Raw genomic sequence first — 26,790 nt, forward strand, 5'->3', positions numbered from 1 at the left:
CTGGTGAACGACGCGGCGGGCGACCCGGACACCGACGGGCTGACCAACCTGCAGGAATACGGCTACGGCACGCACCCGAACCTGGCGGACACCGATGCGGACGGCATGCCCGACCCGTGGGAGATCCAGCACGGGCTCAACCCGCTGGCGAGCGACCCCTCGCTGGACACGGACACCGACGGGCTGACCAACCTGCAGGAGTACCAGGCCGGCACCGATCCGCGCGACGCGGACTCGGACGACGACACGCTCTCCGACTACCAGGAAGTCATGGTCTACGGCACCAACCCCTTGCTCGCCGACACGGACGCCGACGGCCTGCCCGACGCGTGGGAACTGGACCGCGGGCTCAACCCGCTGGTGAACGATGCGGCGGGCGACCCGGACACCGACGGGCTGACCAACCTGCAGGAGTACGGCTACGGGACGCAGCCGAACCTGGCGGACACCGACGCGGACGGGCTCAACGATTACCAGGAACTGCTCGTGCAGCACACCGACCCGCTCCGGGCGGACACGGACGGCGACGGGTTGCCGGACGGGTGGGAAGTGGCGTACGCGTTCAATCCGCTGTCGGACGGGGGCCTGGGGTACGGGCTGACGGCGCACTGGACGTTCGACGAGGGAGCGGGGACGGTGGCCTCGAACCGGACGGGGAGCGGGTGGAACGGGGTGCTGCAGGGAATGACGGCGGCCAACTGGGTGGCGGGGCGCGCCGGCGGGGCGCTGTGGTTCGACGGGGTCAACGATTGCGTGGCGGTGAGCCAGGCGGCGGGGGCGGTGGTGACGGGGGCGCCGTTCACGGTGATGGCGACGGTCTGGCGGGAGGGGGCCGGGGCGAAGCTGTTCCCGTCGGTGCTCTCGGACGGCAAGTGGTTTTCGGGCTCGCGGTGGCCGGGATACCTGCTGCGGTACGACCGGGCGGCGGATTGGATGAACGCGCACGCGGGGACGAGCAACCAGCTCTTCTACGTGATGGCGGTGACCAACTGGAGCGCGCGGTACGACGGGCAGTGGGTGGACCTGGCGATCACGCACGACGGGACGCGGGCGCGGCTGTACGTCAACGGGGTGGAGACGCACTCGCGCACGACGGGGTTCGACGCGGTGCGGAACGACGAGCTCTACATCGGGCGCGGGCACGTGGACCCGGCCGAGTCGTGGTGGAGCGGGCGGATCGACGACGTGCGGATCTTCCGCGCGGCGCTGGGGACCCACGCACTGGGCGAAGTCAACGAATGGATCGGCGATGCGGACGGCGACCGGCTGACGAACGGGGAGGAATACGAGGCGGGGACCGATCCGCGCGACGCGGACTCCGACGACGACACGCTCTCCGACTACGACGAAGTGAAGGTCCGCCTGACCGACCCGCTCTCGTCGGACACGGACGCGGACGGGCTGCCGGACGCCTGGGAAGCGGCGAAAGGGACGAATCCGCTGGTGGGCGACGCGGCGGACGACCCGGACCTGGACGGGCTGACCAACCTGCAGGAATACCAGGCCGGCACCGATCCGCGCGACGCGGACTCCGACGACGACACGCTCTCCGACTACCAGGAAGTCATCGTGCACGGCACCAATCCCCTCTCCGCCGACACGGACGCCGACGGCCTGCCCGACGCGTGGGAACTGGACCGCGGGCTCAACCCGCTGGTGAACGACGCGGCGGGCGACCCGGACACCGACGGGCTGACCAACCTGCAGGAATACGGCTACGGCACGCACCCGAACCTGGCGGACACCGATGCGGACGGCATGCCCGACCCGTGGGAGATCCTGCACGGGCTCAACCCGCTGGCGAGCGATCCCTCGCTGGACACGGACACCGACGGGCTGACCAACCTGCAGGAGTACCAGGCCGGCACCGATCCGCGCGACGCGGACTCCGACGACGACACGCTCTCCGACTACCAGGAAGTCATGGTCTACGGCACCAACCCCTTGCTCGCCGACACGGACGCCGACGGCCTGCCCGATGCCTGGGAAGTCGCCATGGGATTAAATCCGCTTTCCGACATCGGCGACGACGGCTCCGACGGGGATCCGGACAGCGACGACCTCACCAATGCGCAGGAACACGCGCTCGGCACGCACCCGCTGCAGAGCGACAGTGACAACGACGGCCTGACCGATTCCACGGAAATCTATACCACGGGTACCGATCCCCTGCGCGCCGACACGGACGGCGACGAGTTGCCCGACGGCTGGGAGCAACAGTACGGTCTCGATCCCCTTTCGGGAATGCGCCCCGAGCAAAGGTTGGCGTGCTGGCTGAAGTTCGACGAAGAGACCGGCACGAACGTCGTCAACTCGGTTCCGGGCGGGATGGCGCCCCGCGCTTACGGATTCGCCGCGGCAGACCGGATTGCCGGGATGCATGGCGGCGCCGCACGGTTCAACGGCACCAACAGCTATATTTCCATCAGCCAGATTCCGGTTCCCGTCGTGACCGCGTCCGCGTTCACCGTCACGGCATGGATCCGGCAGGAATCGCTCCCAATGCGGCCCTATCCCACCCTCATTTCGGATTGCCGCTGGCTGGGCGGCCAGTACTGGCCGGGCTTCCATCTCCGGGTGCAGACGAACGAAAACCAGATGACCTGGTCTGTCGGACACGAGACCCAGCAGGCTGTGAAGGCGCGAGCCGGTCGCTGGATCGAGGAGCGAACCGGACAATGGGTTCACGTGGCGGCCGTGTATGACGGCGCCATGGCTCGATTGTACGTGAACGGGGTCAAGACGGACGAACAGGCGACGCCCTTCAGCCGGGGTGACAACAACGAGCTATGGATCGGCCGGGGGCACGTCAATACGCCGGATTCGTGGTGGCGGGGGGCCGTGGATGACCTGCGTGTGTACAACCGGGATTTGACCGTGTCCGAACTCTACAGCCTGTTCGACGCGCAAGCGGATATGAACGGGGACGGCGTCAGCAATCTCGACGCTTTCCGGAACGGGCTCGATCCGCGTCTGCCGGAGGGCCCGACGGGCTCGGAGGGCGCGCTGGACATCCAGTTCGTGCCCGGCGCCTGGTCGACCAACGAGCCGCTCCAATACCTGGCCTATTTCAATGATTCCAATCCCGGACAGGAGATCCATCTTTTCCTGCAGGACGACGCGCTGAATTTCGTGCTGTACGACGCGACCGGAACGCGCCACTCCATCCGGCACAAGCGGCTGGTTGGGGACGGCTATCTCCTGCCCGGCCGGATCAACCGCGTCACGGCGGCCTGGCGGGGCTTCACGGGCGCCACCAACGGAGCCGAGATGCGGCTCTTCGTCAACGGCCTGGACCGCCAGTCTTCGGCGGGACACGTCACCACGCCGCGGCTGACGGAATACAACTGGGATTCGGGCGACTGGTACTACAACGCGTCGTATATCACGGCCCCGCTGACCACCGTGGTGGATTCCAACCGGACCTTGTTCGGCGCGGGTCCGGGCTCCTTGTACCCCTTGCAGGGGACGGTGATCGAGTTCCGCGTGCGCACCGAACCCTACGGCATGGTGGCCACCAATCCGGCGGCACCGTTCGGGGGCGGGGTCTTTTCCGCCCCCGATCCCGGGCCACGCCCACGTACCCTGCTGCAGGGAATCACCCGCCCGCGCACCCTGCCTGAATATGTGTCCACCAACGAGATGCGCACCCTGATCCGCCGCTACCGCCAGGTGACCGATTCGGTGGAATATGAAATCAGCTGGTTGGGCTGGGCCAAACTGTCGCCTACCGTTTGGGACATCATGGAGGAAAACCTGGCCACCGCCATCCGGATCGGCAACCAGGAAGGCCTGGACATCGCCATGAGCTCCTGGAACCGGCTGGACGCCAAGGTGTGCTGGCAGTATTCGAACTCCATCTCCGCTTGGGCGGAGAACCTGCGCGTGGATGCCTCCGGGGGCCAGGGACGCGTCACGCTGACCAACACTGCGTGGTACGGGGATGGAACCTACCTGGCTTCCCAAGTGGACTTGGGGCACCGGGAAAGCGTGACGCAATACCTGGCCGTCTGGCGGGCCAACCTATCCGCGTTCTCTAATTACACCCACTTCTTCTTCAACGAGGACGCCCTGCTGCCGGGTGGATCCCCGTACCTGTTGAGCCCCACGTACAGTTCTCATAGCCTGGCCTGGTTCCGCGAATACACCAGCGCCAAGTACGGCCCGGCCTACAGCCAGATTCGCTTCCCGGTCAGCCCGGTCCCGATCCGCATGGCGACGGACACGAATCCTCCGCCTTTCTCACAGCTCGTGCTGGACGATTCCGTCACAAACCGCCTGGAACTCACGACCGACCCCGACCACTGGGCGAAGTGGTGGGAGTGGCGCACGGTGGTCTTCGCGAATCTCATGGCCGGCTACGTACAACACCTCGAGGAGTTAAACGCCTCGAATCCCTACTGGCGCGGCGCCATCTACTTCATCTCCCCGTCCGCCCCCTGGTCCCTGAATGCCGGCGTGGACCTCCACCTGCTGGCCCGCATCCCGGGATTGCAATGGATGGTCATGGAAAACGGCCGGTCGCAGACCTACGGAACCGCGCCCGAGCGGCTCGAGGAGGAGATCCGGCTTCAGCTGGAGTATCTCAAGAACATCACCGGCACCAACAGCGGGTTCGGCAGCTACGCCATGGCGCACACCTACTCGTACCCGCGGATCGAAAACGGGGTCACGACCTTCACCTACAACATCGGCTGGCTGACCCAGGACGTCGGGCACGCCGTGTCGCCGGCCTTTCGCTCGCAGATGGTGGTCCCCTACTCGGCGGCCCTGCTCGTCAACTGGCCCGGATTTACCAGCGACTACCAGCGCGCCACCTACGTGCCGGAAGTGGCGGACGCCTGGCTGCGGGAGCGGTTCTCACGCCTGTGGACACCGATCGATTATCACTACCCGGACGGCGGAACGACCTCGTACGTTTCCGTCTTCTTCCACTGGTCCTACATCGACCAGAGCGCCGGCTACGAGTGGGAGTTGAGCACGTCCCCGACCTTTGCCATCACCAATCAGGGCGCCGCCACCATGATGCCCTACCACTCCCATTCGCTCCTGACGGATCCCCTTCCCGTGAGGCAGGAACTGTACTGGCGGGCCCGAAGCCTTTTCCATGTCTACAGCTTCTCGGAGGACGGCCAGGTCACCGGCACCAATGTTTATCATGGCGCCTGGTCGGCCTGTCCCGGCCCGATCGTCATCCAGGATGACGATCTCGACGGGCTGCCCGACGCATGGGAAAGCTATTACTTCGGACATCTCGATGGGGACGGCGACGACGACCCCGACGGGGACACGGTGCCCAACAGCGTGGAATACGCCGAGGCCACGCACCCCGGCGGCTACGGACTCGTTTCGCCTTAGCAATAGGACCGGTTCTGCTTCCGTTCGGCGGTGGAGAGCATCGCTTCCGCTACCCGGTTCGCCCGCTCGACCAGCGCCTCCTCGTCCTCTCCAACGAGGCGCCCCTTTTCGACGAGGACGCGGCCGGCCACGATCGTGTACTCGGCCCGCGGGCCCGCCCCGCAGAACAGCAGCGCGGAAGCCGGGTCGGCCATCGCGCCGGCGTACTCGAGCCGGTCGAGGCGGAACAGGGCAAGGTCGGCGGCCTTGCCGGGCTCGACGCTCCCGATCTCCGGCTGGCCGAGGATCGCCGCGCCGCCCAGGGTCGCTATCTCGACCACCTTCTGCGGCGGCATGGCGTCCACACCGGTTCCGACCCGGTGCACCAACATGGCCAGCTGCATCTCGCGGGCGAAGTTGGAGGCGTCGTTGCTCGCGCTGCCGTCCACCGCCAACCCGACGCGCACGCCGGCCTCGAGCATCTTCGGGATCGGCGCGATACCGGAGCCCAACCGCAGGTTGGACGCCGGGCAGTGCGCCACCCCCGTCTTCGTCTCCGCGAGGCGCTTGATTTCCTCGTCGCTGAAGTAGATGCCGTGCGCGTACCAGACGTCCGGGCCCACCCAGCCGGTCTTCTCCATGTAGTCCAACGGGCGCAGGCCCAGCGTCTTCTGGCAGAAGTCCTCCTCGTCCTTGGTTTCGCAGAGGTGCGTGTGCAGGAAGACCTTCTTGGTCCGCGCGTACTTCGAGGTCTCGGCCAGCAGTTCAGTCGTGACGGAGAACGGCGAGCACGGCGCCAGCACGATCCGGCACATGGCGAAGGGGTTCGGGTCGTGGTATTTCGCGATGAGCCGGTCACAGTCGCCGAGGATCTCGTCGGGCGTCTGCACCACGTCGTCCGGCGGCAGGCCGCCCTGCGAGCGGCCGCGGCTCATGCTGCCGCGGGTGGGATGGAAGCGCACGCCGATCTTCCGCGCGGTCTCGATCTCGACGTCCAGGAATTCCCGCGGGGCACCCCGAGGGAACACGTAGAAATGATCGGTGGTCGTGGTGCAGCCGGAGAGCAGCAACTCGCCCACGCCGACCCGCGTGCTGACCTCGACCGCCTCCGGGCCCAGCTCGCGCCAGACCTCATACAGGTTGATCAGCCAGTCGAAGAGCTTGGCGTTCTGCACCCGGGGGATGTTCCGCGTGAGGGTCTGGTACAAATGGTGGTGCGTGTTGACGAAACCCGGGTAGGCGACGCAGTTCCGGCCGTCCAGTTCGCGGACGCCGGGCCGGGCCTCCAGCCGGGTCCCCAACTCCGCGACGCGGCCGTCCGCGAGGCGGACGTCCGCGTCCCGGAGCACGCGCCGCTTCGCGTCCATCGTCACCAGCGTGTGAATATTCCGGATTAAAAGTTCGGCCATGGGGCACTCTTCCTTTCTCGGGCCCTAGTATACGGTCGGGCGGGCCTCCTGTTAACCGGTCTTACAACGGCGGCGGCTTGGGCTCCGGCTTGCGCTGGAAGCGGGCGCACGTGTCGGTCGCCTCGACTTCCCTGCGGTGCAGGCCGCACCACTGCATGAAGGGATTGATCACGTAATGAACGCAATGGCGGCACAGGCGTTCCGCCTCCCCCTCGCGGAACACATGCACCGGCGCCGAACGATCCGCCTCGGAAAAAACGTGCGGGCGGCCTTTTTCCTTGAAGGGCACCTCCTCCTCGGACGCGTATTCGTGGCCGCAGGCGGCACACGTCAGGATTTCCCCGGTCTTCCGGAAGCCCTCGTAGCGGGGTTCCCGCCGGAGCAGGGCCTCGGCCCCGCAGGCCGCGCAGACGATCTCTATGCCTTTCGATTCCGGCATCCCGCCGATCCGTCAGTTCACGAAGCGGTACTTGACGATGCACCACAAGGCGCGGAAGCCGTCCTTCCAGGTGATCTTCTTGCCCTCGGAATAATCGCGCCCGTAGTAGGAGATGGGCACCTCGTACACCCTCCAATGCCCCTTGGCCACCTTGGCCGTGATCTCCGGCTCGAAGCCGAAGCGGTTCTCCCGGATCGAGATTTTCTGCATGACCTCCCGGCGGAACAGCTTGTAACAGACCTCCATGTCCGTCAGGTTCAGGTTGGTCATCATGTTGGAGAGCATGGTCAGGATCTTGTTGCCGACGTAGTGCCAGAAGAACACCACCCGGTGCGGCCCGCCGCCGAGGAACCGCGACCCGAAGACCGCGTCCGCGTGCCCGTCGAGGATGGGCTGCAGCAGGCGCGGATATTCATGGGGATCGTATTCCAGGTCGGCATCCTGGATCAGCAGGATATCGCCCGTGGCCGCGGCAAAGCCGGTGCGCAGCGCCGCACCTTTCCCCTGGTTCTTCTCGTGAAACACGAGCTGGATATTGGAGTACCGCGCCTTCAAGCCCTGGAGAATCTCGCGGGTCCGGTCCCGGGAACAATCGTCGACGATGACCAGTTCCTTGTCCACGGGAACGGCCACCCCCTCTACGGTCTCCACCAGCTTCTCGACGGTCGGCTCCTCGTTGTAGACCGGGATGATGATGGAAAGCTTCATGTCTTGTCTCCGGTATGCCGCTTAATGCGCGCAGAGATATTTCAATGGGAAGGGGTCACAGTCAATACTATTGACGCGCGGCACCGGGGCGGTTCGTCCCGGGCGCCAACCGGATACCCAACAGGTCGAACCTTTCGCCGGCCCGGCCTTCTCCCATGAAAACACCCAGGGAAACAACCCGGCTGAAATCGAACGGCCGCCCCCCGGGTGTGACGGACAGGGCGTCGAGCGGAACGGACCAGCGCTGGATACCCGGACGCACAATCGTGGAGACCTGAACCCGGTCGGCATAGGGAGGAGAACCCGGCCGGTCATCCGCGCGCACCCAGAACTCCCGCGGGCCGGGCCCGGGCCACGCCATTGTGATCTCAAGACACCGCATGCCCGCCCAGTCCCGGGGCGCCTCCACCAGGAAAACCCCGGGGTAATCCGCCCCCGGCAGCACCGTGAGGCGCAAGGCCGACCGTCCCGCGCTCTTCACCCGCTCCATCGAGCAGCCCTGCCCCTTCCAGCGGCCGGGTTCAAGCGGCGCGCGGAAGGACGCCAGGACGGGAAACTCGCGGCGCGCTTCCCAGCGATCCAGCATTACAAGCCACAGGGGCAGCAGAACTGCCGCCCCCAGGACCAGCACAAGGCTTCGCCAGGCCGCGCGTTTCCGCGGGTCCGGGGTTCGAAACGCGGCGCTCAAGGCCACCGCCATCGCGGATCCTGCCGCGCCGAACAGCGCATCCCGCGCCTCCGCCTCCCGGCCCACCCAGGGTTGAATGACCTCGACCAGGCCCATGGCCAGGAATACCGTCGCCAACGCCCATGCGCGGCGGATCCCTGTGCGCCAGAGACTCCAGGTCAGCAGGGCGAACAACGGCACATGCAGAAAATCGCGGGCATAGTCCGCGACGCGACCGGCCTCCAACCCGGGCATGGGAACCAGGAGCGCCAGCGCGCAACCCGCCCAGAGCAAGAAGATGAAGCTCCGCGACGCGACCGTGGCCGGGGTCATAACCGCTACTCCACCGGCGTCGTGCGGCCGCGGCGCAAGATATGCCAGCCCTTTCGGAATGCACGGACGAGGAACGACGGCTCCTCCACGTAGGTTTCCACCAGGACCCGGTTTACGTAGTGGAAATCGTACCGCGCGCTGATCCGCAGCCACAATTCGTAGTCGTCAAAGTAATACGCCGGATCCCAGCCGCCCACCTCGTCCACCACGCTTTTCCTGTGGATCACGCAATTCGTGTTCAGGAAATTGTAGCGGCGCAGCTTTTCCTTCGAGTACCCGTGCAGCCAGCGCTGGAACGGGTTGCCCCACAGGCGGGCACCTGTTTTCTTGTCGCGGTACATGGAGCGGCAGTACGCCAGCATGGCCTCCGGATGGGCCCGCAGGGAGCCCATCATCACATCGAGAAATCTCGGCAGATAGCGGTCGTCGTCATCCAGGTAAGCAATGTATTCACCCCGGGCCATGCGCTGGATGCCATGGTTCTTGGCGATCGCCCCGTGGCTGCCCGGCGGGGATTTTTCCGGCAGGTTGTAAAACCGCAGCCGCGGATCGTTGAAGGATCGCACCACGGACTCCGTGTCGTCCGGCGTACAATCACCGACGATGATGTGCTCCCAGTCGCCGAAGGTCTGCGCCCGCACGGATTCGATGGCGCGGCGCACCATCGTCGCGCGGTTGTAGGTGCTGGTGATGATGCTGACGAGGGGCATGGGAGGGTTCAGGGTTCAGGGTTCAGGGTTCAGGGGGCGGAGGGCCGTATAGAGCTTGATATGATCCTCGATGTTTTTCCCCGTGGCGAACTCGCGTTCCAGTTTCTCGCGCCCCGCTTTGCCCATGCGTACCACCAGTCCAGGATCATCGGCAAGCCGTGTCATGCGCTCGGCCAGCGCCGCCTCGTCGCCCGGCTCAACGAGGAAGCCGCTGACTCCGTCCTCGATCAGGTCCGGTATCCCGCCGACGCGCGTCGCGAGGACTGGCCGCTCCCGCGCCATGGCCTCCATGATGCTGTAGGGCAGGTTTTCCATCCGCGAACATTGTACCAGCGCGTGGACATTCCGGAAGAACTCCTCGCTGGCCGCGTAGCCCGCCATCTCGACGTCCGTCTCCAGCCCCAGTTCGGCCCGAAGCGTTTCCAGCCTCGCCCGCTCCGGGCCCTCCCCCGCGACCAGGAACCGCGCCGCCCCGCCGCCGTCCAGGAATCGGCGCGCAGCCCGGAAGAACAACTCGTGGTTCTTCTCCCAGCTCAACCGGCCGAGCATGCCGAACTTCAGGAGGCTGTGGCCGCGGTCGCCGACCGCGGCTACAGATTCCGCCTCGCCCCGGGTCTGGAACCCCGACGGAATCCGGACCACGCGCCCGGCCCCCACCCGCGCGGCCAGCCAGTGCTCGTAATGCCGCGAGAGCGTGATCACCCGGTCGAACCGCCGGAACGCCCGCAATTCGAGCCATTCGTAGAAACGCTCTTTCAGGTCCGGCCGGAACAGCCAGCCGTGGACCGTGGTCACCAGCGGTAACCGGCCCCGTAAGGCCCACGCCGCATGCACCGTGGCTTTCGGCCCGATCGTGTGAACGATATCCGGCCTCTCGCTCCCCGCTTTTTCCCGGAGCGCCCGCAAGAGGTCCCGCGAAAAAGCGCTCTGGACCGGCAGCGCGACGCAAGGCAGGCCCGCATCGAGGATCGCGGCCTTCAACTGGCTTTTTTCCAGGCCCAGCCGCGATTCCTCGATCAGCCACGCGGCGACCTCGACGCCGGCGGACCGCAGGCCGCGCGCAAGGTCCAGCGTCGCCCGTTCGGCCCCGTAAATCCGCCCCGTGTCCTGCAATAGAAAAGCGATCCGCATGCGGGCCATGCTACCCCCGCTCGCCGCGCAGGCCAAACGAAAACCCGTCCCTTCCTTGACTCCGGGCGCGCCGGCCGGTACAGTGCAGAAAACCTGCGACGAGGAGCGCGAGCTCTGATGTCAAGGGCGGAACGGAAGCAAAGTGATCCGGCATCGCCTCGCAGGCGGGCCGGTTTTTTTTGCCTGGGCTGTAGCGGCGGCTCTATGAGCCGCCCGGGCGCTTCGCAGAAGCGCCTCCACATCGAAACAGGAGTACGTCATGAAGAAGCGACTGGGTTTCGTCGGGATCGTCGTGGAAAACCGCAGGAAGAGCGCGGGGCTGGTCAACCAGGTGCTCACCGAGTTCGGCGACCTGATCTACGGCCGCATGGGCATCCCCCACCTGGAGGAGGACCACAGCGTCATCACCCTGATCGTGCGCGCGACCACGGACGAGGTCGGCAGCCTGACGGGCCAGCTCGGCCAGATTGAAGGCGTCTCTGTCAAATCGGCCATGACCACGGCCAAGATGTAATTCCGCCATCTATCCGCGTCTATCCGCGCAATCCGCGGTCATACTCCACATGGAAAAGACTCCCAAATCCCTGCGGCTGCACATCGGCCTGTTCGGCCGGACCAACGTCGGGAAGTCCAGCTTCCTGAACCTGGTCGCCGGGCAGGACGTGGCCCTGACCTCGCCCATCCCCGGCACGACCACCGACGTCGTGGAGAAGGCGATGGAACTGCTGCCCGTCGGCCCCGTCGCGTTCCTGGACACCGGCGGCCTGGACGATGCCTCGGCGCTCGGCGCCGGCCGCGTCGGCCGGACCCGCCGCGCGCTGGACCGCATCGACGTCGCGGTGCTGCTGTTGGAGCCGAACCGCTGGACGACGTTCGAGGATGAACTGCTCGGCGAGTTCGCCGCGCGCAGGACGCCGGTCCTCGCGGTCATCAATAAAACGGACCTGGAGGAACCGGCGTCCGCTTTCGTCGAATCGGTCCGGTCGAAAATCCCGCGCGTGCTCCAGTGCGCCAGCCAACCGTTCACGGGCGCGGAGCGCGATCGCGTGGTCCACCGGTTCAAGCAGCACCTTCTTGAGATGTGCCCCGACCACGTGGTCGCCGCGCCCAGCCTGCTCGGCGACCTGGTCCCGCCCGGCGGGCTGATCGTGCTGATCATCCCCATCGACAAGGAGGCGCCCAAAGGGCGGATCATCCTCCCGCAGGTGCAGGCCATCCGCGACGCGCTGGACCACGGCGAAATGGTGGCCGTCTGCCGCGAGACCGAGTACATCGCCCTGCTGTCGCAACTGGCCAAGCCGCCTGACCTCGTGGTGTGCGATTCGCAGGTCGTGCACCGGATGGTCGCGGAGACGCCGCCCGGCGTGAAGTGCACGACGTTTTCGATTCTCTTCTCCCGGTTCCGCGGCGACCTGGCGCGGCAGACCGAGGGCGCGGCGGCCATCGACCGGCTACGGCCGGGGAACCGCGTGCTGATCGCCGAGGCGTGCACGCATCACGCCGTGGAGGACGACATCGGCCGCGTGAAGATTCCGCGCTGGCTGAAGAAGCATCTCGGGTTCGACCTGGAGATCACGGTCTGTTCCGGCCGCGACTGGCCGGAGGACGTGGCGTCGTACTCGCTGATCATCCTGTGCGGTGCGTGCATGCTGACCAAGCGCGAGGTGCTGGCCCGGATCGAGAAGGCCGCCGCCGCGGGCGTGCCGATCACGAACTACGGCCTTTGCATCTCGCACCTCCAGGGCGTGCTGCCCCGGGTGCTGGAACCGTTTCTGAAAGGAATCAACGTCCAACAACCAACGTCCAACAACCAACAACCAACAGTTGGAAGTTGGACGTTGGACGTTGAGCGTTGGAAGTTGGATCGTCATGCGGGGAGCCTGCCATGACCGCTCATCTCACCGAGCGTTCCACCTGGTCCCGCGACCGCATCGTGCGCGATCAAATCCACAAGTACCGCGCCGGCCCGGGCGATTTCATCCCCGACGCCGAGATCGAAGCGCGGTTGCGCGCGAACCGCGATCCCGAGCCGGCCCGCATCCGCGCCATTATCGCCAAGTCGGAGGCCATCCAGACCCTGGAACCGGACGAGACCGCCGCCCTGCTGCACGTATCCGACCCGGAGCTGTGGACGGAGATGAAGGCCGCCGCCGCGCGGATCAAGCGCAAGGTCTACGACAACCGGATCGTCACGTTCGCCCCGCTTTACTTGAGCAATCGCTGCGTCAACAACTGCCTCTACTGCGGCCTGCGCTGCGCCAACGCGGCGATCGAGCGACGCGTGCTGACCCAGGACGAAATCCGGCGCGAGGCCGAGGTTCTGGCCGGGCAAATCGGTCACAAGAGGTTAATTGTCGTTTACGGGGAGCATCCGGATTCCGCGGTGGATTTCATGGCGGAATCGCTGCGCACGATCTACAGCGTCAAGGTCAAGGCCCGGATCGGCTACGGGCAGATCCGCCGGATCAACGTCAACGCCCCGCCCCTGCGCGTGGAGGAACTGAAAGTCCTGCACGAGGTCGGGCTCGGCACGTACCAGGTCTTCCAGGAAACCTACCACCACGAGACGTACGCGCGGCTGCATCCTGCCGGCACGATCAAGGGCGACTACGCGTGGCGGCTGTACGCGATGCACCGGGCGATGGAGGCCGGGATCGACGACGTGGGGATCGGCGCGCTGTTCGGCCTGGCCGACTGGCGGTTCGAAGTCATGGGCCTGCTCTACCACGCGCGGGAGCTGGAGCGCGCGTTCGGCATCGGCCCGCACACGATCTCCTTCCCCCGGCTCGAACCCGCGGAGAGCACGCCCTTCGCGCAGGAGTCCCGGTTCCTCGTGCGCGACGAGGACATGGAGCGCGCGGTGGTCGTCATCCGGCTTTCCGTGCCGTACACGGGGATGATCCTGACCGCGCGGGAAAACGCCGCCATGCGGCGCCGGCTTATCCCGCTGGGCTGCACGCAGACGGACGCGTCCTCGCGCATCGGGGTCGGCGCCTACAGCGAGGCCTACGAGCAGCAGCAGGGCTCGCGCCAGCAGTTCCTGCTCGGCGACACGCGGAGCCTGGACGACGTCGTTCGCGAACTCGCGGAGATGGGCTATATTACATCGTTCTGCACGGCGGGCTACCGGTGTGGCCGGACGGGGCAGTGCATCATGGACCTGCTGCGCAGCGGGCGAGAGGGAAAGTTCTGCAAGCTGAACGCCGTCCTGACGTTCCGCGAATGGCTGGACGATTTCGCGAGCCCCGCCACGCAGGCGGCGGGCGAGCGGATCCTGCAGCAGGAACTGGCGGAAATCCGGGAGCAGAATCCGAAAGGCTATCCCGTGTTCATGCAGTTCTACGAGCGAACGGCGCGCGGCGAGCGGGACCTGTTCCTGTGACGGCGAGCGATCGCGGCGTCGCGGGCGCTCCGCCCTCCAGGCGGGCGATTCATGGAGGGTCGAGCTCCTGCGAGACCGTTGCGGACATTCGATATCGGACGATGCGATGCTGATCAAGAACGACATCCTCGACGCCCTGACGGCGCCGGACGCGCGCGGCCTGATGGAGCGGGCGGACGCGGTGCGGCGGGAGCACTGCGGCGAGGATGTCTTCCTGCGCGGGATCGTGGAGTTCTCCAACTGCTGCGCGCGCAACTGCCAGTATTGCGGACTGCGGCGCGACAACCGGCGGTTGAAGCGCTACCGGATGAGTCCCGCGGAAATCCGGCAGGCCGCGGCCACCCTCCTGCGCTGGGGCATCCGGACCGTCATCCTCCAGTCCGGCGACGACGCGCACTACACGACCGCCATGCTCTGCGACCTCATCCGGGGCATCAAGGCCGACGCGCCCGGCGCGGCCATCACCCTTTCCATTGGGGAGCGGCCGCTGGAGGATTACGCCGCGTTCCGGGAGGCCGGCGCGGACCGCTACCTGCTGAAGCACGAGACCATCAATGCCGCGCTCTACGACCGCATCCATCCCGGGCAGTCGCACGCCGCGCGGATGCAGATCATCGAGCGGCTGCGCGAGCTGGACTACCAGGTGGGCGTCGGCTTCCTCGTCGGCCTGCCCGGCCAGACCACGGACGACCTGGCGGAGGAAATCCTGTTCCTCCAGCGCTTCCAGCCCGACATGGCGGGCATCGGACCGTTCCTGCCGCAGGCGGATACCCCGTTCGCCGACCAGCCGACCGGCGAGCGCGAGACCGTCCTGCGGCTGCTGGCCCTGGCGCGCATCGCATCGCCCCGCACCCACCTGCCGGCGACCACGGCGCTGGCGACGCTCGATCCCGCGGAAGGGTTCGCGGCCGGATTGCGCTCCGGTTGCAACGTGATCATGGTCAACGGGACGCCGGATGCGTACCGGGCGAGCTATCGAATGTACGACCACCGCATCCGCTCAAGCCTGGAATCCGCCCGCCGGGCCATCCGGGAGGCCGGCCGCACGGCCAGCCTGGAACGGGGGGATTCGGACCGAGCCGTTCTGTAGGAAGCCAGCTTGCTGGCGACCTCTTCGCGAGCAAGCTCGCTTCCTGCATCACCCGATCCGCTTCTTGATCTCGTCCAGCAACGTGGCGGGCTCGATGGGCTTTTCGAAGAGGCTGGATACCGGCAGCCATGTATCGTCCGGCTCGAAGGCGAAGGGCAGGTGCATTTCCTTGCGGATGCCCGTGACCATGATGACGGGCATGTTCTTGAGCTCGGGCGACTCGGGAATCCTGCGGCTGACCTCGAACCCCTCCGTGTTCGTCGCCATCATGACGTCGAGGATCATCAGGTCCGGCCGCTCCTTCTTCGCCAGGGCCAGGCCGCTGGCGCCGTCGTGCGCGGACAGCACCTGGTAGCCGTTGGCCTCGAGCAGGTCCTTGTTGGACTCCACGAAGTCGCGGTCGTCGTCGACGATGAGAATACGCTTCTTAGCCGGCATGGGGGTTCTCTCCTTTGGGGTTCGCCTCGCCCAGCACCTTCTGGATCTCGGTCAGGAGCCGGTTGGGGGCAATGGGTTTTTCAAGCACGCGGTCCACCGGAAGCCAACTGGCGTCCGGCTCAAATCCGAAAGGCAGGTGCATGTCCTTGGTCACGCCGGTGACGAGCAGCACTCGAAGGCCCTTCAACTCGGGCGTATCGGGGATTTTCCGCGCCACCTCGAAACCTTCGGTGTTCGTCGCCATCATCACGTCGAGGATCAGCACGTCCGGCTTCACCTTGCGGGCGAGGTCGAGCCCGTCGGCCCCGTTGTGCGCGGCATGAACGGTATAGCCATAGGCCTCGAGGAGGTCCCGGTTGGACTCCACGAAGTCCGGATCGTCGTCCACGATCAGTATGGTTTTGCCGTCGCTCATGGCCATTCGATGCCTCCGCCCCCGCGGCGTATGACGCCGCGGCTACAGCAGGACATATACTTATTCCGTCGGCGGTTTGAAACCATATTTCGACAGGATTTTCGGCAGTTCGTCCGGCCGGACGTTGGCGTACACCTTGTCATCCACGATCAGCACCGGCGCCAGGGCGCAGGCGCCCACGCAGCGGGCCACCTCCAGCGTGAACTGGCCGTCCTTCGAGGCGTGCCCGATCTGCTGGATCCCCAGCAGGTCCTTGAGCCGGTCCACGAGGATTCCCGCGCCCTTGACGTAACAGGCCGTGCCCATGCAGACGGACACGGTGTGTTTCCCCTTGGGCACGAAGGTGAAGAAGTGGTAGAACGTCGCCACGCCCGTCACCTTGGCCGCCGGGATCTGCATCTTCTGCGACACGGTGTTCAGCGCGCCGGCCGGCAGGTAGCCGAAGTGCTTCTGGATCATCTGCAGCACGGCGACCAGGTAGCTGTCCGCGTTCGGCCGGTCCCGCGTCTCGTCGATGAACCGCGCGATGGGCTCGGGCAGTTCGGTCAGCGTCCTGATCTTGTCGTCTTGGGCGATCATCGGGTCCCCCGGGGCAGCTTGGCTTCGTAGTGGGTGTGCAGCAGCTCGTGGGCCTTATGGCTGTTCGGCTCGCCCAGGTACTCCTTGTAGAGCTGCTGAATGTACGGGTTCTCGTGCGACTTCCGGATCTTCTTGTGGTGGTCGATCGTGTAGAGCGCCTTGGCCCGCATCCGCAGGAGCTTCGCGTCCATGATGTGCAGGCCCGGCGGCGGGTACGGCTGGCCGCCGCCCCCGATGCACCCGCCGGGGCACGCCATGACCTCGATCATGTGGTACTTCTTGTCCCCCTTCAGCACGCGGTCGAACAGCCGCTTGGCGTTCTGCAGGCCGTTGGACACGGCCACGTTCAGCGTCTGGTCGCCGATCTTCACCTTCGACTCCTTCACGCCTTCCACGCCGCGCACCTCGACGAAGTCCAGGTTCTCGCACGGCTGGCCGGTCACCGTCTCGTACGCCGTCCGCAGCGCCGCCTCCATGACGCCGCCCGTCGTGCCGAAGATGTCCGCCGCGCCCGAGGAGACGCCCAGCGGGTTGTCGAAGTCGCCGTCGTGCAGGTGTTTGAACTCGATGCCGAAGGTCTTCATCATCCAGATCAGCTCGCGCGTCGTCAGCACGGCGTCGGTGTACGGCACCCCGGCCGCGTCCGCGTGCTCGGGCCGGCGCGCCTCGTACTTCTTGGCCGTGCACGGCATGACGCCGACCACGTAGATGTTCTTCGGATCGAGCCCGCTCTTCTCCGCGTAGTACGTCTTCAGGAGCACGGAGAGCATCGTCATGGGCGACCGGCACGTCGAGGCGTGCGGGATCAGCTCGGGATAGAAGTGCTCCATGAACTTGATCCAGCCCGGCGAGCAGGACGTGATCAGCGGCAGCCGGTCGTTGCTCTTCAGGCGCCGGATGAACTCGTGGGCCTCCTCGACGATCGTCAGGTCGGCGCCGAAATTGGTGTCGAACACCCGGTCGAAACCCAGGATGCGCAACGCACTGATCATCTTGCCCGTCGCCGGCGAACCCGGCTCGAAGCCGAACCCCTCGCCGATCGCCGCCCGGATGGAGGGCGCGGTCTGCACCACGACGTGCTTGGCCGGATCCTCCAGCGCCTTGAATACCTCGTCGGTGGCGCTGTGCTCGATGATCGCCGCCGTCGGGCACACGTTGGCGCACTGGCCGCACTGGACACAGACGGAGGTCAGCATGTCGCCCTCGTGCGCGGGGGCGACGCAGATCTGGAACCCGCGCCGGTGCTGGCTCAAGTTGTAAACGCCCTGCACCTCGTTGCATACGCGCACGCAGCGCCCGCACAGGATGCACTTCTCCGGGTCGCGGATCACGGCCGGCGAGGACAGGTCCTTTGGCGGCTGCTTGCGCTCGCCCTGGAACAGCCGGTCGCGGATGCCCAGTTCGTACGAGAGCTTCTGCAACTCGCAGTTCCCGTTGCGCTCGCAGGTCTGGCAGTCCTGCGGGTGGCTGTCGAGGATCAGTTCCACCACGTCGCGCCGCAGGCGGCGCAGCTGGTTGGAGGAGGTCCGGACCTTCATGCCGTCGGCGACCGGGTAGGCGCAGGAGGCCACGGGGTTTCGCTGACCCTCGACCTCGACCAGGCACACGCGGCAGGCGCCGAGAATGCTCAAGTGCGGGTGGTAGCAGAGCCGCGGGATCTTGACCCCGACCGCGTCGGCCGCGTCCATGATGGTGGAGCCGGCGGGCGCCTTGGTGACGACCCCGTCGATCGAAAGGGTGACTTCGTTTTCGGTGGACATGGCTATTTCCTCAATATGGCGTCGAACTTGCAGGCGGCCAGGCACTGGCCGCACCGGATGCACTTCTCCTGGTCGATCACGTGCACCTTCTTCGGCGCGCCCTCGATGCACTTCACCGGGCACTTGCGCGCGCAGGCGGTGCAGCCGGTGCAATTCTCCGGGATCACCGAGTACGCCACCAGCGAGGCGCAGACGCCGGCCGGGCACTTCTTTTCGCGGATGTGCGCGTCGTACTCGTCGCGGAAATGCTTGATCGTGCTAATCACCGGATTAGGCGCGGCCTGCCCCAGGCCGCACAGCGAGGCCTTCTTCACCGTGTCGGCCAGGCGCAGCAGCTTCTCGACGTCGCCTTCCTTCCCCTGCCCCTTCGTGATGCGCTCCAGCATCTCCAGCATGCGCTTGGTGCCCTCGCGGCAGGGCGTGCACTTGCCGCACGACTCGTCCTGCGTGAACTCGAGGAAGAACCGCGCGACGTCCACCATGCAGGTGTCCTCGTCCATCACGATCATCCCGCCCGAGCCCATGATGCTGCCCGCCGCGGCGAGCGAGTCGTAGTCCACCGGCGTGTCCAGCGCGGCGGCCGGCATGCAGCCGCCGGCCGGCCCGCCGGTCTGCACGGCCTTGAACGCCTTGCCGCCCCTGATGCCGCCGCCGACGTCGTAGACGACCTCGCGCAGCGTCGTGCCCATCGGCACCTCGATCAGGCCGGTGTTGTTCACCTTGCCCGCGAGGGAGAAGACTTTCGTGCCCTTGCTCTTCGCCGTGCCGAGCGAGGCGAACCACTCCGGGCCGTCGATGATCACCACCGGCACGTTGGCCAGGGTCTCGACGTTGTTGATCACCGTCGGCTTGCCCCAGAGGCCGGCCGTGGTCGGGAACGGCGGCCGCGGGCGCGGCATGCCGCGCGAGCCCTCGATGGACTTCAGCAGCGCGGTCTCCTCGCCGCAGACGAACGCGCCGGCGCCGAGCCGCAGCTCGATGTCGAAATCGAACTTCGAGCCGAGGATGTTCCTCCCCAGCAGGCCGGCCGCGCGCGCGTCCGCGATCGCCCGCTCGAGCCGCTTGATGGCCAGCGGGTATTCCGCGCGGATGTACACGTAGCCCTGGCTCGCGCCGATGGCATAGCCGCCGATCATCAGGCCCTCGAGGATCGTGTGCGGGTCGCCCTCGATCGTGCTGCGGTCCATGAACGCGCCGGGGTCGCCCTCGTCGGCGTTGCACACGATGTACTTCTGGTCGGCCTTCTGCGAGGCCGCGAACTGCCACTTCATCCCGGTCGAAAACCCGCCGCCCCCGCGCCCGCGCAGCCCGGACTTGACCACGGCATCCACGACCTGCTTCGGGGTCATTTCGGCCAGCACCTTGGCCAGCGCGTCGTAGCCCTCGACGGCGACGTACTCGTCCAGGCTCTCGGGATCGATCACGCCGCAGTTCCGGAGCGTCAGCCGCAACTGCTTGCCGAAGAAGGCCTCGTCGCCGTAGAGCGGGAGGAACCGGTTCGCGATCCGCTTGCCGCCCCACGCGTACTCGGCCACCGGCCGGTCGCCCTTCAGGTGCTTCTCGACGATCTTCGCCGCCTTCTCCGGGGTCAGCTTCTGGTAGAGCACGCCGTCGGGATAGACGAAGGCGTTGGGGCCGCGCTCGCAGAGGCCGTAGCAGGCAGAGGTGGTGACCGCGACCTGGTCCTTCAAGCCGAATTCCTCGACGCCTTTCAGGAAGGCCTCGCGGATCCCCTCGCCCTTCCGGCAATGCATCCCGCCGCACACGCCGACGACCTTGCCCGTCATCGGGAGCTTCGCCGCGTGCCGCATCGTGAACTCGTCCACCACCTTCCCGCCGCGGATGTGCTGCTCGACGATTTTCTCCGCGCGCGCGGGCGTGACCTTGACGTACTTCACGGGGATGTGCCCCTGCGCGATCACGGAGACGACGGGCTCGAGGTCGCAGCGACCGGTGCAGCCGACGCGCCCGAGGGCGACCTTCGGCGCCCCGGGCTTGGCCAGCAGCTCGCTGAACTTGTCGTAGACCGGCCCGGCGCCCGCGGCGTTTTCGCACGTCGCGGAACCCACGGTGATCCGGGTGGGGTTCTGGAACTTGTCTTCGAACAGCCGCATGACGGCCCGGCGGCGCATCTGCAGCACTTTGTCTCTCGGTGTGGGCATGGCTTATGCTTTCTCCTGTTCGGGGAAGACCGGCAAGGTGAAATGGAAACGCACCCACTGGCCGGGCTCGGACTCGACCCCGATCCGGCCGCCGTGGGCCTCGACGATGTGGCGGGTGATGAAAAGGCCCAGGCCCGTGCCCTTCTGCCGCCGGGTCCCGTCGGCCTCTTCGAGCCGCATGAATTTCTGGAACACGGTCTCCAGCTTGTCCGGCGGGATGCCGGGCCCCTCGTTGAAGACACTGAATTCGACGAACCCGTCCCGGCGCTGCGCGTCGAGCCGCAGGAGCCCGTCGTCCCGGCCGTACTTGATCGCGTTGCTGATCAGGTTCTCGAAGACCTCGCGGGTCATGTTCAGGTCGGTCTTGAGCCGCAGGTCGGCGGCGATCCGGTTCTCGAGACGCATCCGCCGCGCCTGGAGGTCCGCCTCGCCGGCCTCCAGCAACGGAAGGACGACCTCCTCGGCCACCGCGACGCGCGTCGGCACGGGGTGGAGCTCGCCGGTCTCGATGCGGGAAAGGTTCAGGTAGTGGCGGACCATCTCCACGATGCGCTTGCTGTTGGTCTCGATGTTGCGCGCGGCCTTCTCCTGGCCGGGCGTCAGCGGACCGAGCTTCTGCTGGCGAAGCAGGAAAACGTAGTTCATGATCGAGGCCACCGGGCTTTTCAGTTCGTGGGAGACGAAGCCCAGCATGTCCATGTAGCTGGTGTTCAGCGCAGAGACGGCTTCGTTGGTCTCTTTCAGCTTCGCCTCGCGCTCCTCCAGGGCCTTGGCCATCTCGTTGAACGCCACGACCAGGTTCTCAATCTCGCCGCAGGAACTCCGGCATTCCACGGGGTTGTGGGGTTCGCCCTTGCGCATGCGCTGCGAGGCTTCCACCAGGCGATGGATGGGATTTGCGAGCCGGCCGGCCATGATGAACGCCAGGACCAGCGCGGCGGCCAGGCCGAAGATCGACAGCCCCGCGTAACGGAACATGATGTTCCGGCCCAGCGCCGTGAACGGGCGCTCCAACCGCCCGACGTACAACATGCCGACGACCTCGCCGTTGAAATCGCGGACCGGGTCGTAGGCGGCCAGGTACGGTTCCTTGACCACGAAGGCCGGACCGATCCACGGCAGGCCGTTGTCCAGAACGCGGTCCGCGACTTCCTTGGAGACGCGCGTGCCGATCGCGCGGTTGCCGTTGGGCAGGCGCACGGTGGTGGCGATCCGGCAATCCTTCAGGAAAATCGTCGCCGTGCCCATGGCGAGGCCCTTGTACTGCTCGTTCTTGTAGATGACCTCCGTCATCCGGTCCACGAGGTCCTGGTTGCGGTTGAGCAGGACGCCGGCGTAGACCGCCCCCAGCAGCTGGGGCCCCTTGAAAATCGGCACGCCGGTCGCGAGAACCATGCCCCGGCTCTCCTCGGTCAGCGGCGACGCCCGGGCGCGCGGGGTTTTCTCCAGGACCAGGAACGCCTTCTCGGCCAGCCCGTCGGCCTCGAGGTCCAACTCGGGCTGCGACATCAGCGTCACGCCCGAGGCGTGGTCGCCCTTCAGCGCGCGGGCGACCACGGGGTTCTGCTTCTGGAAGTCGCCGGTACGGTACGGGGGCGCGGCGCGCAGCACCACCTGGCCCTCCGGCGAGACCACGGTCAGGAAGTCCAGGCCGAAACTCGTGCGGATGGTCTCGAGCCGCTGCTGGATATCCTGGGACGCCCAGTCGTGCTCGGACGCGGCGTCCACCACGATCTTCTTGATGGCGACGAGGTCCAGGACGGTTTCCAGGTCGTGCAGCTTGGAGTTGAAGATCGCCCAGGCGCTCCCGATGTCGAGGCTGACCTGGTTCTGCGCCTCGCCCATCACCCGCTTGCGGATGATCTGGATGCCGATGAGCGAGGACAGCAGGCCGAACACGATCGCCAGCGCCGCGAACGCCTGGAATAGTTTGGTCTTAAGCATCGAGATCCGCCTTCACTCCCGGCGTCGCAGGAGCTCCGCCCTCCAAAATGAGAAGACAACTGGAGGGTCGAGCTCCCGCGAGACCGGATATGAAATCAATCCTGGGTTTCATCATCAACAGAAAAACGCCACCTTCTCAAGCTTCGTCGCAATGTCCACGTTATCCACCACCGCCCACGCCGGCGTCTTCAACGGCGTCGGCGCGAAATTCAGGATGCCCCGGACGCCCGCCAGCAGCAGTAAATCCGTCATTCGCTGGGCGGCCTCCGCCGGGACCGTCAGGATGCCGACCGTGATGCCCTCCCGGGCGATCACCGAGGTCAGCGCATCCACCGGATGGCACGGGCAGCCGGCGAACTCGCCCTGCCCCTTGGCCGGGTCGCTGTCGAACGCCGCAATGATCCGCGGCCGGGCCTGGCGGAAAGCGAAGTAACCGAGCAACGCGCGCCCGAGTTTGCCAATGCCGACGAGCGCGGCCTTCTGGTCACGCTTCTGTTCGAAAAGCCCGTTGATGCTCCGGACCAGGTCCGCCACGGCGTAGCCGCGCGCCGGGTTGCCCGTGTAGCCAATCGCCATCATATCCCTACGCACTTGGGCGGCGGAATTGTTGGCCTTCTCCGCAATTTCGTGGGAGTGAATGAACTCCACCCCTTGCTCGGATAGTCCATCCAGAAGCCGGCGATAGAGCACCAGTCTTTCAACTGTTCTCGCCGGAACTCCCGTATTTTCAGAAGATAACATGAGTTACGTTACTAGTTTCACAATGTGAATTATTTCACAGCATTAACCTACCCGGATCGGCGGGATCGGTCAATGGGAAAAAACTGGAGCCAGGAATCTCCTGGCCGACCGGGGATGACCGGGCCCGTGTTGTGTCCCATAAATGACCATGCATACGACATTGTCATCCCGAGCGGAGCGAGGGATCTCCACCTGGTTGATGCTCGTGGAGATCCCTCGACACACTCGGGATGACAGATGGTTCTTTCCGCGCATGGGGATGTTCGGGACAGGACACGGGTTCCCCCTTGTCCTCCCCTGCCCGGCCACATGTCCGGGACGGCTGAAGACCAAGCTACTGGGCTCGGACCCGGAAGAAGAAGTTGGAGTATCCCGTCAGCACTTTCGAGACGTCCACGGTCGCCGAGCAGTGCCCGTCGAATCCCGGCACTCCGCCGTAATTCCGTACGGCCCGCCAGACAGAGCCCGGCGTCAGGTTGGTCGTGTATTCCAGCGAGTACACCAGCCCGTTCGTGACGGGCCACTGGAACAGACCCTCCGAGCCCGCCAGGGCGATGTCCATATCCGGGATGATCTCCCTTTTCTCGTCAAAGGGTTCGATGACCAGGTCGTCCACCTCGGCCTCGGCAAACTCGTTCGTGGTCTTGGTCAGGTAATTATAGGGATTCAGGGGCAGCACCAAGCGGAAGTCGCCGGTGATGGCATCGGGCGTCTTGAAAGCGCGCTCGTAGAAGCGCCATTCGCCGTCCGTCGCGGCCAGCACGGGAAATTCGGCCAGCCCGAACTGGTAGTCGTTGTTGGAATCGTTGTGGCCCAGCCGGGGACACAGCGTGCCGGACGTGACGCGATACCAGAAGCTCCATCGATACCACCGTCCCGTCGCCACGGGGACGAACCGCTGCTGCAGGCCGCTTCGATTGGCGATCCAGTTGGTCCCGCTGAAAGTCCGGAAATGAAGCGATTGCGCGCCCCCGCGCGGATCGGCCGCGCTTTTCTCCTTGAGCTCCGGCGTGCCCCAGCACCACCACTGGCCGAATTGGCGGCCCTCCATATCACCGTCCAGGACGATCCGCGTGTCCTGCCCGGCCGTGATCTGGATGTCGTCGGCCCAGGCCTCGCCGGCGCTGGCGATCAGGGCCAACCGGAAGTCGTGGGTGAAACCGGCGGGCACGGTGAACCGGCGCTCCATGGTGTTCCAGGCCCCGTAGTTGGCGACGCCGAGATCGTAGTAGCGGTTTTCGAAGTCGCTGTTGGAATCCTGGATGCCCAGCAGAACGCGCAACGTGCCGGTCTTCACTTTCGCCGACAACCGCAGCGTGTACTCGGCGCCGGCCGTGACGGGGAGATTCAACTGCTGCACGCCGCCGGTGGCCACGTGGAGCACCGTCGAGCCGCGTTCCGCGTCGAACTCCTTGGCCTTGACGAGCGGCGCGCCCCAGTCCAGCCACGCGTTCGTGTCCGCCGACTCCATGTCGCCGTCCTGGACGATTTGCGCGGACGCGCACCAGGACATCAGCACGGAACCCAATATCGCGATTGCCTTCTTCATGCCATTCTCCGCTCTTGAGTCCGCGGACCGATAGGGGCCGGGACTTCAGCCCTGTAGTCGCGCCGCGGGATTCCTTTCGTCCCAGCCGCGGAGAAGGCGCATCATAACTGCCTGGGGGAAGGAAGAATACGACGGAAGAGCGAAGGCGATTTCTTTACCGAACGACGTCGAGGATCGGCCGGTCGCCGATGTAGAGGTCCTCGATGGCCGCTCGCCCGCGCCAGACGCGGACTTGCAGCCAGGCGTCCTGCGCGCCCTGCCGGCTGTGCTCGCCATAGGCGCGCTCGGCCTCCGGGGCGAGGCGCTCGCTCATGTAAAACCGGTCCAGCGGAAGCTTGAGCCAGGCTTTCTTTTCCGGGTCGTTGAACGAAGCGAGGCGGGTCCGGATGCTCGGCTTCCCGGGCGGGCACCGGTCATGAAGCCCGACGAAGCGCGCGAACCCGTCTTCGCCCACGGCCAGCTCGGCGAAGTACCATCCGCCCTGCTCGCGCGTCCATGGCCCGTCGAAGGGAACCGTGTCCGGCTCCACGCGGACGGCCACGTAGCGGCCGCGGAAGGCGTCCACCGGGTCCACCGGGGCGGTCTTGAATTTATAGACGTCGCCATACCGCAGGGTCAGTTCGCGCTCGACGATCTTCCACGTCGCGGCGACCCACTGCGCGGCGCAGGCGGCCAGGAAGAGGATGAGCAGGACGCGGCGGTTCATGGCGCGCCTCCCTTCCGCCGCAGCATGATCCAGTTGGCGCCGAGGAACCCGAGCCCCAGGAGGATGAACACGATGCCCTTGGCCACGAAGGAAAGATCGCTGTCAAAGAACCGCACGATAATCAGCGTGCCGAGGATCAGCATGCCGCCGTTGACCTTACCGAGCTGCCGCTGGCGGGCGCCGGAAACCAGGATGACCAGGCCCAGCGCGAACAAATACCCGTTCGCGACCAGCCACATCAGCCCGTCGTCCAGCAGGGGACCGAGCCAGACCAGCAACGGGAAAACCCCGAAGGCCATGAGGCCCCACCGCCCCCGCCGAACGGTCCAGCCGACCAGCGCCCCGTAAGCCAGCGGGAGCGCGGCGCCCAGTACGACGCCGGCCACACCGCTGCCGAGCAGCCCGACGAATTCCCGGGCGGAAAGCAGGCCGGCGTCCCATTCGAAGCTCATGATAAAAGCCATGAGCACGATGCCGCCGGCCCCCAGCATTTTCATGGGGCGCTGCCAGGCCGTCGGGGCCTCCTCCAGCCACAAGGAATCCGCCAGATAGAAGGCGCCCAGCAGCAGGGCATACAGCAGAAGCAGGTATTCCTCGACCTGCTCGCCCACCATGGCGCCGGACACGGCCAGCAGGCTAATGGCCATACCCCACAGCAACAGAGCCGCGCGGGCCTGGTACCGGTTCTCGCGGACACGGGCCGCAAGGTACGGCATCAACAAGACCAGCCACAGCCAGTACCAGGACGGGCCGCAGGTTTCGATGGTCATGAGGGTCCAGCATGAGGTGCCGGCCAGATAGAAAAGGACCGGCAGGACCGCGCGATGCGTGTAGACCAGCGGCAGGCCCAGCAGCATCCAGGTCAGGACAAAGGACTCCGTGTCGGCGGCGACGTGATAGGTCTGCGCGATCAGGGCCATCGACGCGCCAACGACCAGCATGAGAAAGATCGAGGACGCCTCCCGCAGGCCGGCGGACGGGTTCTGGCGAACGACCGCGCGGCCCGCCATGATTTGGCCGACCAGCAGCAGGACCAGGGAAATCCCCGCGCGCACGGGTCGCGATATCTGCTCCCAGTTGTGCGCCAGCAACAGGATAATGCCGAATCCAATCAGCACGGCGCCGAGGATCGCGAAGAGCGTCAACAGCCACCCGCGGCCGGCCGCCGGCTGCGCGGAGCGATAGTGGCGCCGCAGCGATTCCGCCTGTTCCGGCGTCAACACGCCCTGCCCCACCAGCCCGGGCAGTTCGTTCAGCAGCCACTGGATAGTGCCTTTGCGAGTCATGGGA

21 protein-coding genes are annotated in these 26,790 nt (G+C 66.2%); 5 read left to right on the top strand and 16 right to left on the bottom strand.

Annotated elements, in window-relative coordinates; all coding sequences use genetic code 11:
- Positions 1–5,358 (top strand): LamG domain-containing protein (locus KA248_05895; GenBank protein ID MBP7829430.1); only part of this gene is annotated, 5,358 nt, incomplete at its 5' end.
- Here KA248_05895 and KA248_05900 read toward each other — a convergent pair.
- The 6 genes from KA248_05900 to KA248_05925 all read right to left on the bottom strand — a co-directional run bounded on the left by KA248_05900 (position 5,355) and on the right by KA248_05925 (position 10,743).
- Positions 5,355–6,746 carry an 8-oxoguanine deaminase gene (locus KA248_05900; protein ID MBP7829431.1) on the bottom strand — a complete coding sequence of 464 codons (1,392 nt, stop codon included), beginning with the start codon at positions 6,744–6,746 and terminating at the stop codon, positions 5,355–5,357. The two genes, KA248_05895 and KA248_05900, sit on opposite strands and share 4 nt — an antisense overlap.
- A gap of 61 nt (positions 6,747–6,807) precedes the next feature.
- Positions 6,808–7,185 carry a hypothetical protein gene (locus KA248_05905; GenBank protein ID MBP7829432.1) on the bottom strand — a complete coding sequence of 126 codons (378 nt, stop codon included), beginning with the start codon at positions 7,183–7,185 and terminating at the stop codon, positions 6,808–6,810.
- Between the two features lie 12 nt (positions 7,186–7,197).
- Positions 7,198–7,893: a glycosyltransferase family 2 protein gene (locus KA248_05910; protein MBP7829433.1), complete on the bottom strand. Its 696-nt coding sequence runs from the start codon at positions 7,891–7,893 to the stop codon at positions 7,198–7,200.
- Between the two features lie 67 nt (positions 7,894–7,960).
- Positions 7,961–8,893, bottom strand: a complete 933-nt coding sequence (locus KA248_05915; protein ID MBP7829434.1) for a hypothetical protein — start codon at positions 8,891–8,893, stop codon at positions 7,961–7,963.
- 5 nt (positions 8,894–8,898) lie between these two features.
- Positions 8,899–9,603 (bottom strand): glycosyltransferase, encoded by a 705-nt coding sequence (locus KA248_05920; GenBank protein MBP7829435.1) that lies wholly within the window; start codon positions 9,601–9,603, stop codon positions 8,899–8,901.
- 15 nt (positions 9,604–9,618) lie between these two features.
- Entirely contained in the window at positions 9,619–10,743 is a 1,125-nt protein-coding gene (locus KA248_05925) for a glycosyltransferase (GenBank protein MBP7829436.1), read from the bottom strand.
- Positions 10,744–10,993: 250 nt separating this feature from the next.
- Between KA248_05925 and KA248_05930 the strand changes: the two genes are divergently transcribed.
- The 4 genes from KA248_05930 to hydE all read left to right on the top strand — a co-directional run bounded on the left by KA248_05930 (position 10,994) and on the right by hydE (position 15,206).
- Positions 10,994–11,248 carry an iron-only hydrogenase system regulator gene (locus KA248_05930; GenBank protein ID MBP7829437.1) on the top strand — a complete coding sequence of 85 codons (255 nt, stop codon included), beginning with the start codon at positions 10,994–10,996 and terminating at the stop codon, positions 11,246–11,248.
- Positions 11,249–11,297: 49 nt separating this feature from the next.
- Positions 11,298–12,623, top strand: coding sequence for a [FeFe] hydrogenase H-cluster maturation GTPase HydF (hydF, locus tag KA248_05935; protein MBP7829438.1), 1,326 nt, complete (start codon positions 11,298–11,300; stop codon positions 12,621–12,623).
- Complete coding sequence (gene hydG, locus KA248_05940; GenBank protein ID MBP7829439.1) at positions 12,620–14,116, top strand: [FeFe] hydrogenase H-cluster radical SAM maturase HydG; 1,497 nt, start codon at positions 12,620–12,622, stop codon at positions 14,114–14,116. Before hydF ends, hydG begins: the two co-directional genes overlap by 4 nt.
- 106 nt (positions 14,117–14,222) lie before the next feature.
- Positions 14,223–15,206, top strand: coding sequence for a [FeFe] hydrogenase H-cluster radical SAM maturase HydE (gene hydE, locus KA248_05945; protein MBP7829440.1), 984 nt, complete (start codon positions 14,223–14,225; stop codon positions 15,204–15,206).
- 48 nt (positions 15,207–15,254) lie between these two features.
- On the opposite strand, the gene KA248_05950 is transcribed toward hydE, so the two are convergent.
- The 10 genes from KA248_05950 to KA248_05995 all read right to left on the bottom strand — a co-directional run bounded on the left by KA248_05950 (position 15,255) and on the right by KA248_05995 (position 26,786).
- The gene (locus KA248_05950; protein MBP7829441.1) at positions 15,255–15,644 is read right to left on the bottom strand and encodes a response regulator; all 390 of its coding nucleotides are present in this window, start codon (positions 15,642–15,644) and stop codon (positions 15,255–15,257) included.
- Positions 15,634–16,059: a response regulator gene (locus KA248_05955; GenBank protein ID MBP7829442.1), complete on the bottom strand. Its 426-nt coding sequence runs from the start codon at positions 16,057–16,059 to the stop codon at positions 15,634–15,636. The genes KA248_05950 and KA248_05955 overlap by 11 nt, the downstream gene beginning before the upstream one ends.
- A 60-nt stretch (positions 16,060–16,119) precedes the next feature.
- On the bottom strand, positions 16,120–16,638 hold the full coding sequence (locus KA248_05960; protein ID MBP7829443.1) for an NAD(P)H-dependent oxidoreductase subunit E: 519 nt from the start codon (positions 16,636–16,638) through the stop codon (positions 16,120–16,122).
- Positions 16,635–18,398 (bottom strand): [FeFe] hydrogenase, group A, encoded by a 1,764-nt coding sequence (locus tag KA248_05965; GenBank protein MBP7829444.1) that lies wholly within the window; start codon positions 18,396–18,398, stop codon positions 16,635–16,637. The genes KA248_05960 and KA248_05965 overlap by 4 nt, the downstream gene beginning before the upstream one ends.
- 2 nt (positions 18,399–18,400) lie before the next feature.
- Positions 18,401–20,185: an NADH-quinone oxidoreductase subunit NuoF gene (gene nuoF / locus KA248_05970; protein ID MBP7829445.1), complete on the bottom strand. Its 1,785-nt coding sequence runs from the start codon at positions 20,183–20,185 to the stop codon at positions 18,401–18,403.
- Positions 20,186–20,563: 378 nt separating this feature from the next.
- Positions 20,564–22,504 (bottom strand): cache domain-containing protein, encoded by a 1,941-nt coding sequence (locus KA248_05975; protein MBP7829446.1) that lies wholly within the window; start codon positions 22,502–22,504, stop codon positions 20,564–20,566.
- 114 nt (positions 22,505–22,618) lie between these two features.
- Positions 22,619–23,194, bottom strand: a complete 576-nt coding sequence (locus tag KA248_05980; GenBank protein ID MBP7829447.1) for a redox-sensing transcriptional repressor Rex — start codon at positions 23,192–23,194, stop codon at positions 22,619–22,621.
- Between the two features lie 385 nt (positions 23,195–23,579).
- Entirely contained in the window at positions 23,580–24,794 is a 1,215-nt protein-coding gene (locus KA248_05985; protein ID MBP7829448.1) for a carbohydrate binding domain-containing protein, read from the bottom strand.
- 154 nt (positions 24,795–24,948) lie between these two features.
- A complete protein-coding gene (locus tag KA248_05990) occupies positions 24,949–25,500 on the bottom strand; it encodes a GDYXXLXY domain-containing protein (protein ID MBP7829449.1) in 552 nt (183 codons plus the stop codon).
- Positions 25,497–26,786, bottom strand: coding sequence for a DUF2157 domain-containing protein (locus KA248_05995; protein MBP7829450.1), 1,290 nt, complete (start codon positions 26,784–26,786; stop codon positions 25,497–25,499). Before KA248_05995 ends, KA248_05990 begins: the two co-directional genes overlap by 4 nt.
- Positions 26,787–26,790: the final 4 nt, after the last annotated feature.

The organism is Kiritimatiellia bacterium, from assembly GCA_018001225.1.
GTDB lineage: Bacteria > Verrucomicrobiota > Kiritimatiellia > CAIQIC01 > JAGNIJ01 > JAGNIJ01.